We start from the raw sequence: 13,213 nt of genomic DNA, 5'->3' as shown, positions 1-13,213 counted from the left end.
ATGCAAGACGTCGTCATCGTCGCTGCCACCCGTACCGCGGTCGGCAGCTTCCAGGGCTCCCTGGCCAATGTGCCCGCAGTCGAACTCGGCGCCACCGTCATCCGCGCCCTGCTGGAGCAGACCGGTGTGGCCCCCACCCAGGTGGATGAAGTCATCCTCGGCCAGGTGCTCACCGCGGGCGCCGGCCAGAATCCCGCGCGCCAGGCAGCGGTCAAGGCCGGGCTACCCCATGAGGTGCCGGCCCTGACCCTGAACAAGGTCTGCGGCTCCGGCCTCAAGGCGGTGCAACTGGCCGCCCAGGCGATCCGTTGCGGCGACGCCGAGATCGTCATCGCCGGCGGCATGGAAAACATGAGTCTGGCGCCCTACGTGCTGCCCAAGGTGCGCAGCGGCCTGCGCCTGGGCCATGCCGAGCTGGTCGACTCCATGATCAGCGACGGCCTCTGGGATGCCTTCAACGATTACCACATGGGGCAGACGGCGGAGAATCTGGTGGAGAAGTACCAGATCAGCCGCGAGGCCCAGGATGCCTTCGCCGCCCGCTCCCAGCAGCGCGCGGCGGCGGCGGTGGAATCCGGGCGTTTCCGCGAGGAGATCACCCCGGTGGCCATCCCCCAGCGCAAGGGCGAGCCGCTGCTGTTCGACACCGACGAAGGCATCCGCGCCGACACCACTGCCGAGGGCCTGGCCAGACTGCGGCCGGCCTTCGCCAAGGACGGCAGTGTCACCGCCGGCAATGCCTCCAGCCTCAACGACGGCGCTGCCGCGGTGCTGGTGATGAGCGCGACCAAGGCCACCGCCCTGGGCCTTGAACCGCTGGCCCACATTGCCGCCTATGCCAGTGCCGGGGTGGACCCGGCAATCATGGGCATCGGCCCGGTGTCGGCGACCCGCAAGACCCTGGAAAAAGCCGGCTGGCAGCTGGGCGACCTGGACCTGATCGAGGCCAACGAAGCCTTCGCCGCCCAGGCGCTGGCCGTGGGCCAGGAACTGGGTTGGGATGATGAGAAGGTCAACGTAAACGGCGGCGCCATCGCCCTGGGCCATCCCATCGGCGCCTCGGGGTGCCGGGTGCTGGTGACCCTGCTGCACGAATTGCGGCGGCGCGAGGGTCGGCGTGGCCTGGCGACCCTGTGCATCGGCGGTGGCCAGGGCGTGGCCCTGGCGGTGGAGCGGCGGTAGCAAGCTTTTAATCGCGGCCATGGGCCGCTCCTACAGATACGGACACACCGTAGGAGCGGCCCATGGCCGCGATCAATGCATCACCGCCTCGCACTACACCCCAACAAAAAACAACAACAAAAGGATCCCTCCATGACCTCCACCCCCTCCCGCGATTCGCGCAGCGCGCGGTTCGCCCTGGCCTGTTCCAACTGGGCCGAACGCTGGTTTCCCGATTCCTGGGTGTTCGCCGTGCTCGCCGTGGCCGTGGTGGCCCTGGCCGCTCTGGGCATGGGCGCGCCGGCGGCCAAGACCGCCAAGGCCTTTGGCGACGGTTTCTGGAGTCTGATTCCCTTCACCATGCAGATGGCCTTCGTGGTCATCGGCGGCTACGTGGTGGCCAGCTCCGGGCCGGCGGCGCGACTGATCGAGCGGCTGGCGCGGGTGCCGCGCACCGGGCGTGGCGCGGTGTGCTGGGTGGCCCTGGTGGCCATGCTCGCCTCGCTGCTCAACTGGGGCCTGAGCCTGGTGTTCGGCGGCCTGCTGGTGCGCGCCCTGGCCCGCCGCGAAGAACTCAAGATGGACTATCGCGCCGCCGGGGCCGCCGCCTACCTGGGCCTGGGCGCGGTCTGGGCGCTGGGGCTGTCGTCCTCGGCGGCGCAGTTGCAGGCCAATCCGGCCAGCCTGCCGCCGTCGATCCTGGCCATCACCGGGGTGATTCCCTTCAGCCAGACGCTGTTCCTCTGGCAATCCGGCGCCCTCTTGCTGGTGCTGCTGGTGGTCTCGGCGGTGATCGCCTACGTCACCGCGCCGGGGCCTGAGAGTGCTCGCGATGCCCGCGCCTGCGGCGTCGACCTCACCCCGGCGCCCCAGCCTGCGGCCACGCCGGCCCGTCCGGGCGAATGGCTGGAATACAGTCCGGTGCTGATCGTGTTGCTGGTCTTGCTGGCCGCCGGGTGGCTGGTGCAAGAATTCGCCAGCAAGCCGGCCATCGAGGCCATCTCGGGGCTGAACACCTACAACCTGTTGTTCCTCAGCCTGGGCGCCCTGCTGCACTGGCGGCCGCGGCACTTCCTCGACGCCGTGGCCCGCGCCGTGCCGGCCACCACCGGGGTGCTGATCCAGTTTCCGCTGTACGGCTCCATCGCCGCCATCCTGACCAAGGTCAACGGCGCCGATGGCCAGACCCTGGCGCACCATATTGCAGCGTTTTTCACTCAGATCGCCACGCATGACACCTTCGCCCTGCTGATGGGCGTCTATTCGGCGCTGCTGGGTTTCTTCATTCCCTCGGGTGGGGGCAAGTGGATCATCGAGGCGCCCTATGTGATGCAGGTGGCCAACGACCTGCAGTATCACCTGGGCTGGGCGGTGCAGATCTACAACGCCGCCGAGGCGCTGCCGAATCTGATCAATCCCTTCTACATGCTGCCGCTACTGGGCGTGCTGGGGCTGAAGGCGCGCGACCTGGTCGGCTTTTCCTTCGTGCAGCTGCTGGTCCATGCACCCCTGGTGCTGGTGCTGCTGTGGCTGTTGGGGGGAACGTTGGCCTATCTGCCGCCGGTACACCCGTAGCTCGGGTGGGGCGCAGACGGTAAAGCGGGAGGGGTGAAGCGGGAGCCGGCTGGATCTCAGCCGGCGATGGCCAGGCGGGTGCTGTCGATGATGGCCTGCAGGCGGCTTGGGTTGCTGTATTCGTCGCGATAGATCCGGCGGGTGTGCTTGGCCACGCCATGCTCGTTGACGACGATGAAGGAGAAACCACGCTTGCTGGGGGCGTCGATGACGCAGCTCATCGGCGCGAAGGCGGCGCTGAGGGCATGCATGGCGTTTTGGGCTTGGGTTTGAATGTTCATGACTTCTAGTTGTAAACCTCGCGTGTGACGCTGCTATGACAAGGGTCTTGACCGATAGTGCCTAGACTCGTAAGGAATTGTTAGCAATAGACGTGCCGGAATGTAACAAAGCCTTTTCCGGCACGCCCCGCCCTTACTTGCCCGCCGCCTGCTGGCGCCGCTTAGCGCGCCGCGACAGCATGTTCAGCCCCTCAATCAGCGCGGAGAAGGCCATGGCCGCATAGATGTAGCCCTTGGGCACATGGGCGCCAAAACCCTCGGCGATCAGCGTCATGCCGATCATGATCAGGAAACCCAACGCCAGCATCACGACGGTGGGGTTGTGGTTGATGAAGTTGGCCAGGGGGTTGGCCGCCAGCAACATGACGGTCACCGCCACCACCACGGCGATCACCATCACCGGCAGGTGCTCGGTCATGCCCACCGCGGTGATGATGCTGTCCACCGAGAACACCAGGTCCAGCAGCAGGATCTGCACGATGGCCGAACCGAACGCCAGGGTCGCCACCTCGCCGCCCTTGGTCAGGGCGCTGTCCGGCTCGGGATCGACGTTGTGGTGGATCTCCTTGGTCGCCTTCCACAAGAGGAACAGGCCACCAGCGATGAGAATGATGTCCTTCCAGGAAAAGCCCTTGCCGAAGAGCTCGATGATGGGTTCGGTGAGCTGGACGATCCAGGCCACGGTGCCGAGCAGACCCAGGCGCATGACCAACGCCAGGCCGATGCCGAGGCGGCGGGCCTTCTGCTGTTGGTGTGCGGGCAGCTTGTTGGTGAGGATGGAGATGAAGATCAGGTTGTCGATGCCGAGCACCACTTCCATGACGATCAGGGTGGCCAGGGCGATCCAGACGGTAGGGTCGGCGGCGAGTTGTAGCAGATAGTCCATTGCGGCGCGGTTCCAGTAGTAGAAAAAAGGCCTGGCGCGAGGTCAGGCCACAGGTCTCACCATCAGAGCCTTGGCCCTGTGAAATGCTCGTGAAGGGCCTTGCCGCAATTGTTTCAAACTGTCGCAACGCTCCGCCGCTGGACGAAGCGCGCCACGTAGTCGTCGGCGGGCTGGCCGAGAATGTCCGCCGGCGTGCCCACCTGCACCAGACGCCCATCGCGCAGGATGGCGATGCGATTGCCCAGACGCAGCGCCTCGTCCAGGTCGTGGGTGATGAAGACGATGGTCTTGTGCAGGCGCTGTTGCAGTTCCAACAGCTGGTCCTGCATCTCGGCGCGGATCAGCGGATCGAGGGCGGAGAAGGCTTCGTCCATCAGGATGATCTCGGTATCCGCCGCCAGGGCCCGCGCCAGGCCGACGCGCTGGCGCATGCCTCCGGAGAGCTGGTGCGGCCACTTGCGCTCGTAACCGCTCAGGCCGACCACCTCCAGCCAGTGCAGCGCCCGCTCGCGGCAGACCGCCTTGGGCTCGCCGCGCACCTTGAGGCCGTAGGCGACGTTGTCCACCACCCGCCGATGCGGCAACAGGCCGAAACTCTGGAACACCATGCTGATGCGCTGGCGGCGCAGGTCGCGCAGGGCCGGCAGGGGTAGCTGGAGGATGTCCTGGCCGTCGATGAGGATGCGCCCGCTGCTGGGGTCGATCAGCCGGTTGAGGTGGCGCACCAGGGTCGACTTGCCCGAACCGGACAACCCCATGATGACGAAGATCTCGCCCTCGGCGATCTCCAGGGAGAGATCATCCACCCCCACCACGCAACCGGTGCGGGCGAGGATCTCGGCCTTGTCGTGCCCCTCGCGCAGCAGCGCCAAGGCCGCCTGTTCGCGCTTGCCGAAGATCTTGGAAACCCGCTCGACGACGATCTTCATCGCTCCACCTCATGACGCTGGCGACCATAGGCCTGGGTGATGCGATCGATGACCACGGCGAGGATGACGATGGCCAGGCCCGCCTGCAGGCCCTTGCCCACGTCCAGGGTCTGGATGCCCACCAGCACCTCCTCACCGAGGCCGCGCGCGCCGATCATGGAGGCGATCACCACCATGGACAGCGCCATCATGGTGGTCTGGTTGATGCCAGCCATGATGCTCGGCAGCGCCAGCGGCAGTTGCACGCCGAACAGTTGCTGCCAGCGACTGGCGCCGAAGGCGTTGACCGCCTCCATCACCTCGCGGTCGACCTGGCGGATGCCGAGATCGGTGAGGCGGATCAAAGGCGGCGCGGCATAGATCACCGTGGCGAAGATCGCCGGCACCTTGCCCAGGCCGAACAGCATCAACACCGGGATCAGGTACACGAAGCTGGGCATGGTCTGCATGATGTCCAAGAGCGGCATCAGCACCAGGCGCAGTCGGGTGCTGCGCGCGCAGAGAATGCCCAGGGGCACGCCGATGATCACGGCGATGGCGGTGGCCACCAGCACCAGGGCCAGGGTCTGCATCAGCTTGTCCCACAACCCCAGGGCGCCGACCAGGAACAGCAGGCCGGTGATCAGCAGCGTCGGCACTACCCGGCGGGTGGCGTGGCCGGCCAGGGCCGCGACGATCAGCAGGATGGCCCACCAGGGCGTACCGCGCAGCAGGCCTTCCAGCCAGACGATGGCCTGCAGCAGGGTGTCGGAGATGGCGCGGAAGACATCACCGTAGCGGGTCACCAGCCAGTCGACGCCGCGATTCACGGCATCGGCGAAGGAAAAGGTCAGGCCTTCGGGAAACATCCTAGAGCGCCGCCTGGATCTTGTTGCGGGCGTCGGCGTCGGTCACCCAGGCCTGCCACAGTTCGGGATGGGCCTTGAGCAACGCCTTGGCGGTGGTGGGCGCATCCTGCTTGGCCTCGGCCTGCTGGGCCAGGGTGCGGTTGAGCAGCGCGATGGGCACGTTGACCCGGCTCAGCACGGCGACCAGTTCTGGAGCGCCATCGTGAAACGGCTTGGACAGGCCGGCCTGTACCTGGATGCGTTTTTCCTCGCCATCGCGGGGCCTCAGCTGGACCAGATCGACCCGGCCTAGCAGCGGCGTCGGCGACCAGTAGTAGGTGAGGATCGGCTGCTTGCGTTTGGTCGCCGAAACGATGGCTGCATCCAGTGCCGGCCCGGTGCCGGGGCGGAAGTTGGTGTAGCGGTCAGCCAGACCGTAACTCTGTAGCATCTGCGTATTCTCCAGCTCGCAGGTCCAACCGGCCGGGCAATTGTGGAAGCGGCCTTTGCCCGGCTCTTCCGGGTCGCGGAACAGCTCGGCGTATTGGCCGAGGTCGGCGATGGTCTTGAGTTTGGGCGCCTTGGCGTCCTCGCCTTCCACCAGGTAGCGTGGCACGTACCAGCCTTCGGTGGCTCCTTCGATGGGCGCACCCACGCCGACTACCTTGCCAGACGCGGCGGCCTTGTTCCAGGCCTCGCTGCGGCCGATCCACTCCTCGGCGAACACCTGGATGTCGTCATTGGCCAGCGCCTGTTCCAGGGTGATGGAATTGCCGGGGATGCTATCCACCTTGCAGTCATAGCCATGCTGCAGGACGAAGCCCATCAACTCGGTGAGTAGCATGCCGCTCTCCCAGTTCACCCCGGCGAACTTCACGGACTTGCTGGCGCACCAGTCGGCCGCCTGGGCACTGCCGGCGGCGAGCAGGCCAAGGGACAGGCCGGCGGCCAGGAGGGAACGGCGGGGAAAGGCTATTGGCATGGACGGCTCCGTCTGCGCTGGGCGGGCCAGGGCGGCAGAGCCGGTCCGCTGGCGATCCTAGCTTGGTCAGCACCGACGGCTCAGGGTTCAGCCAGAGGCCGTGGCACTGCCCTTACCCGCCTCACCGGCGCTTAACCCGAGATCGTGCTCCGGTCGGTCAATCGTCGCCGCCCCGGCCCGCCGCCCCCCCACCGGCTGCGGACCCGCACGAACGGCCGCTGCGCTCGAACTTTGCCCGCCCTCGCCTCTTCTACCGCAGGTCACCCTCGCGGAGCCCGCCATGCGTATCCATCACATCAATTGCGGCTGCATGTGCCCCCTGGGCGGGGCGCTGTATGACGGTTTCAGCCGCGGTCTCGCCGCCCACCTGGCCTGTCATTGTCTGCTGGTAGAGACCGACCATTCCGGACTGGTGCTGGTGGACACCGGCTTCGGCGAACTCGACTTGCAGGAACGCGGTCGGCGGCTGAGCCCCTTCTTCCGGTTGATGAATCGCATCCAGTACGACCCCGAACTCAGCGCCCTGGCGCAGGTCCGCCGGCTGGGCTTTCGGCCCGGCGATGTGCGCCATATCGTGCTGACCCACCTGGATTTCGATCATGCCGGCGGACTGGACGACTTTCCCCAGGCCCAGGTCCATGTGCTGCAGCGCGAGTGGGAGGCCCAGCGGCAGCGCCACGGCTTCATCGGCCGCCGTCGCTACAGCCCGGCGCAGTGGCAAGGCATCCGCCACTGGCACTTCCATGAGCCGCAGGGCGAAGCCTGGCAGGGCTTCGCCGCCGTCCGCGACCTGCCCGGTCTGCCACCGGAAATCCTGATGATCCCCCTGCCCGGCCATACCCCGGGTCATGCCGGGATCGCCATCCAACATGACGGCGGCTGGCTGCTGCACGCCGGCGACGCCTATTTCTACCGCGAGGAGATGGGCCATCCCGAACGCCGCTGTACCCCAGGACTGAGGTTCTACCAGCGGCTGATGGAAGCCGACCGCACCAGCCGCCTGGACAACCAGGCCCGGCTACGCGAACTCTCCCTGCGCCAGGACCTGGGGCTGACGCTGTTCTGTAGCCATGATCTGGTGGAGTTGCGGCGGTTGCAGGCAGGGACACCGTAGGTTGGGTTGAGCGCAGCGAAGCCCAACAGTGACCAGGCCACACTCCCCATGTTGGGCTTCGACGATAAAGCCGTCTCAACCCAACCTACGCCAAGAGCCGTCACCTTAGGTTGGGCTGAGCACAGCGAAGCCCAACATTCCCAGGCCGGCTTCCCAATGTTTGGCTTCGACAGTGGAATCGTCTCAGCCCAACCTAGGCGATGACCGGATAACCCTTTTCCACCGCCTCACGGCGCCAGTCCAGCAGCGGCAGATAGGTGGCCTCGTCCACTGCGGTAATGCCCTCGATGGCCAAGATGCCACCCAGCTCGGGGTCAGCCGCAAGGCTGTCGTTCAAGGCAGCACGCAAGGCGTCCACCTCGGCATCGGACCGGCTGGCCGCGGTGATGAAGGGCAACGTCGGGCTCGGCCGGGTGCGTTGCAGCAGACGCAGACCCGCGACGCGTCCAGGCTCGGCGCGACGCAGATAGCCATAGGTCACGGCATCCACCGCGGCTACATCGGCATGCTCCTGCTGCAACAGGGCCAGGCTGTTGGCGTGGCTCTCGCTGACGATGACCTCACCGAAGAAGCGGCCGCGCTCGGCCAGGGGGGCCACGGCGTGGCGCAACAGGTTCATGCCGGTGTTGGAGTCCAGGCCATTGAGGGCCACGCGCTTGCCGCGCAGGTCGGCCAGGCTCTCCGCCTCCAGCGTTTCCGGCACCAGGATGAAGGCGCAGTGCTCGGCCCCTGCGCAGCCTTCGAAGTCATACCGCGGAGCGGCGACCAGACGGACCTGGCCGCGCAGGCGGGTCGCCCAGGGATAGCCGCAGGTCTGGGCCAGCAGCAGATCGGGATGACTCCAGAGCGTCGGCAGATCCTCGGGGGCGGGCGCGAGTTCTACGTCCAACCGCCGGGCCACGGCGTCGGCCAGCTGACGATAGGCGGCTCGTACCTCGGCGGGCTCGACGTACATGGTGAGGGCGGCGACGGTCATGGATGGCTCCAATAGAGGAAACCACCATTATCGCCCATCACCCGCCCGGGCGGGCTCTCAGAGCGCCGCCTTCACCCGCTCGGCGTTTTCCGCCGGCAGCCAGGACGCCCAGACCTCCGGGTGCTCCTTGAGGAAACGCTTGGCCACCACCTGGGCGTCTTCGTGCTTCTCCGCCATCTCGGCGAGGATGCCGTTGAACTGGTCGAGGGGGAATTGCACCTTCTCGAACAGGGCCACCAGGGCCGGCGCCTTGTCGTGCAGGTCGCGCGAAACGCCGATGGTGATCTTGGCCGGCAGCGACCGCGACGGCAGTGGATTGGGATTCTTCGGGTCCGACAGCGTCTCCCAGGCCTTTTCGCTGAAGGGCGGCTCTTCCAGCTGGACCAGCTTGTAGCGACCCATCAGCGGGGTCGGCGACCAATAGTAGAAGAGTACCGGCTCGCCCCGACGCATGGCGGTGGCGATGGCAGCATCCAGCGCGGGGCCAGTGCCGGTACGGAAGTTGGTGTAGCTGTCGGTCAGCTTGTAGGCCTTGAGCTTCTGGGTGTTGACGATTTCGCAGGTCCAGCCGGTGGGGCAATTGAGGAAACGGCCCTTGCCCGGTTCTTCCGGATCGCGGAACAAATCCTTGTAGCGCGGCAGGTCGGCCACGCTCTTGAGGTCCGGTGCCTTGGCCTTGATGCCCCGGGCCGGATCGCCCTTGACCAGGTATTCCGGCACCCACCAGCCCTCGGTGGCACCCTTGACGGTCTCGCCCACGGCGAAGACCTTGCCGGCCTGCTCCGCCGCGCGCCAAGCTGGACTGCGACCGGCCCACTGCTCGCCGGTGACCTGGATATCGTTCTGCGCCAGGGCGTTCTCCAGGGTCACGGTATTACCGGGCACGGCGTCGGTCTGGCAGCCATAGCCCTTCTCCACCAGCAGGCGCAGGACCTCGGTGGTGAACATGCCGCTCTCCCAGTTGGGTCCGGCGAACTTCACCGTCTGCGGATAAGGGCAGCCACTCTCGGCGGCGAAGGCCAGCGGAGCCAGGGCGAAAGAACTGACGAGGGTTAGGGCGAGACGTAGACGCATGGGCAGAATCTCTGATAAGCCAAATAGGGATTTATACCCCAGACACTGCCGTTCGTCCCGCCCCGACTATTTCACAGCGGGCCGCCGTCAGCGGTCTTGCGCAACCCGGCGATCACCGTCTCACCGGTTTCCTCGGCGAGCTCGGCGTACCAGGCGCGGGTAGCTTCGGGAGCCTGGCCATGGGTGATCTCGCAGCGCTTGCGCGCCCGCTCGACGATGCCAGCGACCCGCTCGACGCGGGCCTGCTCGTAGGCCTGCAAGGCTGCCAAGGGATCGGCTTCGACTTCCAGGCAACGCGCCAGCACCCAGGCATCCTCCATGGCCTGGCAACCACCCTGCCCCAGGTCCGGCGCCATGGAATGGGCCGAATCGCCCAGCAGGGCCACTCGCCCACGCACCAGGGTGGTCAGCGGTCGGGTATCGTGGATTTCGACCCGGGCGACCCCCTGGGGATCCAGGCGCTCGATGAGGCGCTGCACCGGCGGTGCCCAGCCGGCGAAATGCCCGGCCAGCTCCTCGCGGTAACGACTACGGTCGTTGGGCGTCCCCTTGGGCAGCGGCACATCGAAGAAGAAGTAGAACTCGCCGCCGCCCATGGGCATCAGCGAGACGCGCTGGTGATTACCCACGAACTGCGCCCACTCGTGTTCTTCGGCCAGGTCCGGCGCGATCTTCACCCGTCCGTTCCAGTTCACGTAGCCACAGTAGTCACGGGTGATCGACTGCCCCACCACCCGGTCCCGCAGCCGCGAGTGGGTCCCGTCGGCGGCGACCAGCAGGTCGGCCCGCTCCTGGCGACCGTCACTGAGTGTTACCGTCACCCCGTGCTCGTCTTGCGCGAAACCCTCGCAGCCAACACCGAGCGTTACCCGCTCCGCGCCCACCGCGTCCAGCAACAGGCGCTGCAACTGGGCCCGGGCGATTGGCTGTGCAGGGCGACCGACGGCCTCATAGAGCGGCAGCAGGCTGAAGCGCGTGAGCAATTGCCCCTGTTGATCGTGGTAGCTCATGGTGCGCATGTCGCCGCTCACGGCGGCGATGGCTGGCCCCAGGCCCAGGCGGTCCAGCACCTTCACGCCATTGGGCCAGATGGAGATGGCCGCGCCGATGGGCGCCAGCTCCATGGCACGCTCGAACAGCCGTACGCGGTGGCCGGCTTGCTGGAGTGCCAGGGCGGCGCTGAGCCCGCCCATGCCGGCACCGGCGATGATGATGTCGAGAGTTGGCATGACAGGCCTCGTTGGCGGTAACAGATGCCCTGACCAAGCAAAAACCTGTCCAAGTGGTCAGGTATTGGAAAATCGGCGCACAACGCAGTAAAGCTCGGCAGAAAACGCACCAGGCTGGTGCCTGGGCGCCGCTGGTCGCTTCGTTTCGAAGCAGGCGACCCTTCGTCGGCTCGCATGACGCATTCCAGAGCCCTTCTATACTCATAAGGTAGTCGCCAGATGCGTTAGTCCAGCATTCGCCATCACCTAGAGGCCCGCTTGCGGCGACCACAGCGGGTGAGGAGCAGGATCATGATCAATCATGTCTGGGGCCTGCTGGCCCATCCCGATCGCGAGTGGCAACAGATTCGTCGCGAAGGGGAATCCGTCGGGCACTTCTTCGCCCATCATGTCGCCTTCCTGGCGGCCATTCCGGTCGTGGCGTCCCTGGTCGGCACCACCACCTTCGGCTGGCGCTTCGGCGGTGGCGAAGCCCATGTACTGGATCTACCCACCGCCGTGGTGCTGGCGGTCATCAGCTATGCGCTGATCATGGCCGCAGTGGTGGCCATGGGTCATGTGATCCACTGGCTGGCGCGGCGTTATCCGGATCGACCCAGTGCCAATCGCTGCATCCTGTTCGCCGGCTACGTGGCCACCCCGATGCTGCTTAGCGGGCTGGTGGGGTTCTATCCGCTGGTGTGGCTGTGTGCCATCGCCGGTATCGTCGGCCTGGCCTATTCGGCCTACCTGCTCTACACCGGCATTCCGTCCTTCCTCAATATCGACCAGCGTGAAGGCTTCATCATGTCCGGCTCGACGCTGGCCATCGGGGTGCTGGTGCTCGAGGTACTGATGGCGACCACGGTACTGATGTGGGGCTACGGTCCGCAGCTGTTCGGCTGAGGCAGGATGTTCCCCTGAAAAAGGCCCGGCTCACCAAGGGAGCCGGGCCTTCGTTGTGCATCAGTGGCGGGAAAAACCGTAGAGGTCCATCGCCAGGATGCGATGGGCGATGCCGTCGTGATGGATGGCGAAGTCCCCTTCCGGGTCCGCGGCGCCCAGGGCGACGAATAGCGGCAGCAGGTGCTCGTCGGTGGGATGCGCCTGGCGGGCACCAGGTGCCTGGCGGCGGTAATCCAGCAGGGCCGCGAGATCACGCGCCTGCAGACGGCCCTGCATCCACTGCTGGAAGTCCGCCACATAGCCGGGCGATTCACTGCCACCCCGGCGGAAATCACCCAGGTTATGGGTAAGGCTACCCGAGCCGATCAGCAGGGTGTCCGCCGGCAGCAGGGGCGCCAACGCCTGGCCCAGGGCGAAGTGATACTCCGGCCCACGGGCCGCGCTCATCGACAGGGGCACCACCGGAATCTCTGCTTCGGGATAGAGATAGCGCAGCGGCACCCAGGCACCATGATCCAGGCCCTGCTCGCCGGTACGCGCCTCCCAGCCCTGGTCACGCAGTCCTTGAGCCAGTTGCTCGGCCAATGCCGGGGCACCGGGCGCGGGATAGTCCAGTTGGTAGAGGGCGTCGGGAAAGCCGTAGAAGTCATGGATGGTGGCCGGGCGCTCGGCGCGGCCGAACACCGGCACCTGGGTATCGAAATGCGCCGACACCACGACGATGGCCGCAGGCGTTGGCAGCGTCTGCCCCAGGCGCCGCCAAGCCTCTCCCGCCGCACCGGCGTCGAGCGCCTCCATGGGCGAGCCGTGGGAAACGAACAGGGTGGGAAGCGACATGGCGGTTACCTCTCGAAGGCAGAATCAGGCGTGCTTGCGGGCATCCCAGGACAGCCGACCGGCGCCCAACAGAGCCAGGGCCGCGGCGGTGACGGCGAGGAAAACCGGATATTCCCAGCCACCATGGGGATTGGTGAACGACCAGCCATTGCCGAAATGGACGGTCGCGGCGACGAACAACTGGACGGCGGCGACCGCCGCCACGGGACGGACCCAGGCACCCAAGAGCAACAGGATACCGGCCGCCAGCTCGAAGAAGGTGACCGGATAGGCCAACCAGCCGGGAAAACCCACCGAAGCGAAGAAGGCGGCACTGCCTGGCAGGGTGAAGACCAGCAGTTTCGTCAGGCCGTGGGCCAGGAACATCACGCCCAAGGCGATGCGCAGCAACAGGGCAGCGTAAGGAGCGGTACGGTCGTTCATGATGGCACTCGTTCAGGGAAGATAGGCTCATTGT

Annotated in this window: 14 protein-coding genes; 4 read left to right on the top strand and 10 right to left on the bottom strand. The window is 66.4% G+C overall.

The features are described 5' to 3' along the window. Complete coding sequence (locus CCZ28_RS01115; protein ID WP_140215198.1) at positions 1–1,182, top strand: acetyl-CoA C-acetyltransferase; 1,182 nt, start codon at positions 1–3, stop codon at positions 1,180–1,182. A 132-nt stretch (positions 1,183–1,314) separates the two neighbouring features. After that, positions 1,315–2,736, top strand: a complete 1,422-nt coding sequence (locus tag CCZ28_RS01110) for a short-chain fatty acid transporter (RefSeq protein WP_140215196.1) — start codon at positions 1,315–1,317, stop codon at positions 2,734–2,736. Positions 2,737–2,792: 56 nt separating this feature from the next. On the opposite strand, the gene CCZ28_RS01105 is transcribed toward CCZ28_RS01110, so the two are convergent. The 5 genes from CCZ28_RS01105 to CCZ28_RS01085 all read right to left on the bottom strand — a co-directional run bounded on the left by CCZ28_RS01105 (position 2,793) and on the right by CCZ28_RS01085 (position 6,641). Then, on the bottom strand, positions 2,793–3,017 hold the full coding sequence (locus tag CCZ28_RS01105) for a hypothetical protein (protein ID WP_058761044.1): 225 nt from the start codon (positions 3,015–3,017) through the stop codon (positions 2,793–2,795). 133 nt (positions 3,018–3,150) lie between these two features. Further along, entirely contained in the window at positions 3,151–3,903 is a 753-nt protein-coding gene (locus CCZ28_RS01100; protein ID WP_140215194.1) for a TerC family protein, read from the bottom strand. A gap of 113 nt (positions 3,904–4,016) precedes the next feature. Next, complete coding sequence (locus tag CCZ28_RS01095; RefSeq protein WP_140215192.1) at positions 4,017–4,832, bottom strand: quaternary amine ABC transporter ATP-binding protein; 816 nt, start codon at positions 4,830–4,832, stop codon at positions 4,017–4,019. After that, complete coding sequence (locus CCZ28_RS01090) at positions 4,829–5,680, bottom strand: ABC transporter permease (protein WP_140215190.1); 852 nt, start codon at positions 5,678–5,680, stop codon at positions 4,829–4,831. The genes CCZ28_RS01095 and CCZ28_RS01090 overlap by 4 nt, the downstream gene beginning before the upstream one ends. A 1-nt stretch (position 5,681) precedes the next feature. After that, entirely contained in the window at positions 5,682–6,641 is a 960-nt protein-coding gene (locus tag CCZ28_RS01085) for an ABC transporter substrate-binding protein (RefSeq protein ID WP_140215188.1), read from the bottom strand. A 280-nt stretch (positions 6,642–6,921) separates the two neighbouring features. On the opposite strand from CCZ28_RS01085, the gene CCZ28_RS01080 reads away from it, so the two are divergent. Then, positions 6,922–7,755 carry an MBL fold metallo-hydrolase gene (locus CCZ28_RS01080; protein ID WP_140215186.1) on the top strand — a complete coding sequence of 278 codons (834 nt, stop codon included), beginning with the start codon at positions 6,922–6,924 and terminating at the stop codon, positions 7,753–7,755. 193 nt (positions 7,756–7,948) lie between these two features. On the opposite strand, the gene CCZ28_RS01075 is transcribed toward CCZ28_RS01080, so the two are convergent. From CCZ28_RS01075 to hpxO, 3 genes are all read right to left on the bottom strand, one after another. Beyond that, positions 7,949–8,731 (bottom strand): phosphate/phosphite/phosphonate ABC transporter substrate-binding protein, encoded by a 783-nt coding sequence (locus CCZ28_RS01075; protein ID WP_140215184.1) that lies wholly within the window; start codon positions 8,729–8,731, stop codon positions 7,949–7,951. A 57-nt stretch (positions 8,732–8,788) separates the two neighbouring features. Then, on the bottom strand, positions 8,789–9,805 hold the full coding sequence (locus tag CCZ28_RS01070; RefSeq protein ID WP_140215182.1) for an ABC transporter substrate-binding protein: 1,017 nt from the start codon (positions 9,803–9,805) through the stop codon (positions 8,789–8,791). Positions 9,806–9,876: 71 nt separating this feature from the next. After that, complete coding sequence (gene hpxO / locus CCZ28_RS01065; RefSeq protein WP_140215180.1) at positions 9,877–11,034, bottom strand: FAD-dependent urate hydroxylase HpxO; 1,158 nt, start codon at positions 11,032–11,034, stop codon at positions 9,877–9,879. A gap of 291 nt (positions 11,035–11,325) precedes the next feature. On the opposite strand from hpxO, the gene CCZ28_RS01060 reads away from it, so the two are divergent. Then, a complete protein-coding gene (locus CCZ28_RS01060; protein ID WP_140215178.1) occupies positions 11,326–11,919 on the top strand; it encodes a Yip1 family protein in 594 nt (197 codons plus the stop codon). Between the two features lie 60 nt (positions 11,920–11,979). Here CCZ28_RS01060 and CCZ28_RS01055 read toward each other — a convergent pair whose 3' ends face one another. Together CCZ28_RS01055 and CCZ28_RS01050 are read right to left on the bottom strand one after the other, a co-directional pair. Next, a complete protein-coding gene (locus CCZ28_RS01055) occupies positions 11,980–12,756 on the bottom strand; it encodes a DODA-type extradiol aromatic ring-opening family dioxygenase (RefSeq protein WP_140215176.1) in 777 nt (258 codons plus the stop codon). Between the two features lie 24 nt (positions 12,757–12,780). Further along, entirely contained in the window at positions 12,781–13,182 is a 402-nt protein-coding gene (locus tag CCZ28_RS01050; RefSeq protein WP_140215174.1) for a DoxX family protein, read from the bottom strand. Positions 13,183–13,213: the final 31 nt, after the last annotated feature.

Source organism: Pseudomonas oryzihabitans (assembly GCF_006384975.1).
In the GTDB taxonomy this organism is placed as follows: Bacteria; Pseudomonadota; Gammaproteobacteria; order Pseudomonadales; family Pseudomonadaceae; genus Chryseomonas; species Chryseomonas psychrotolerans_B.
Note: the sequence above shows the minus strand (reverse complement) of the source record. Positions and strands in the feature narration are given on the sequence as shown.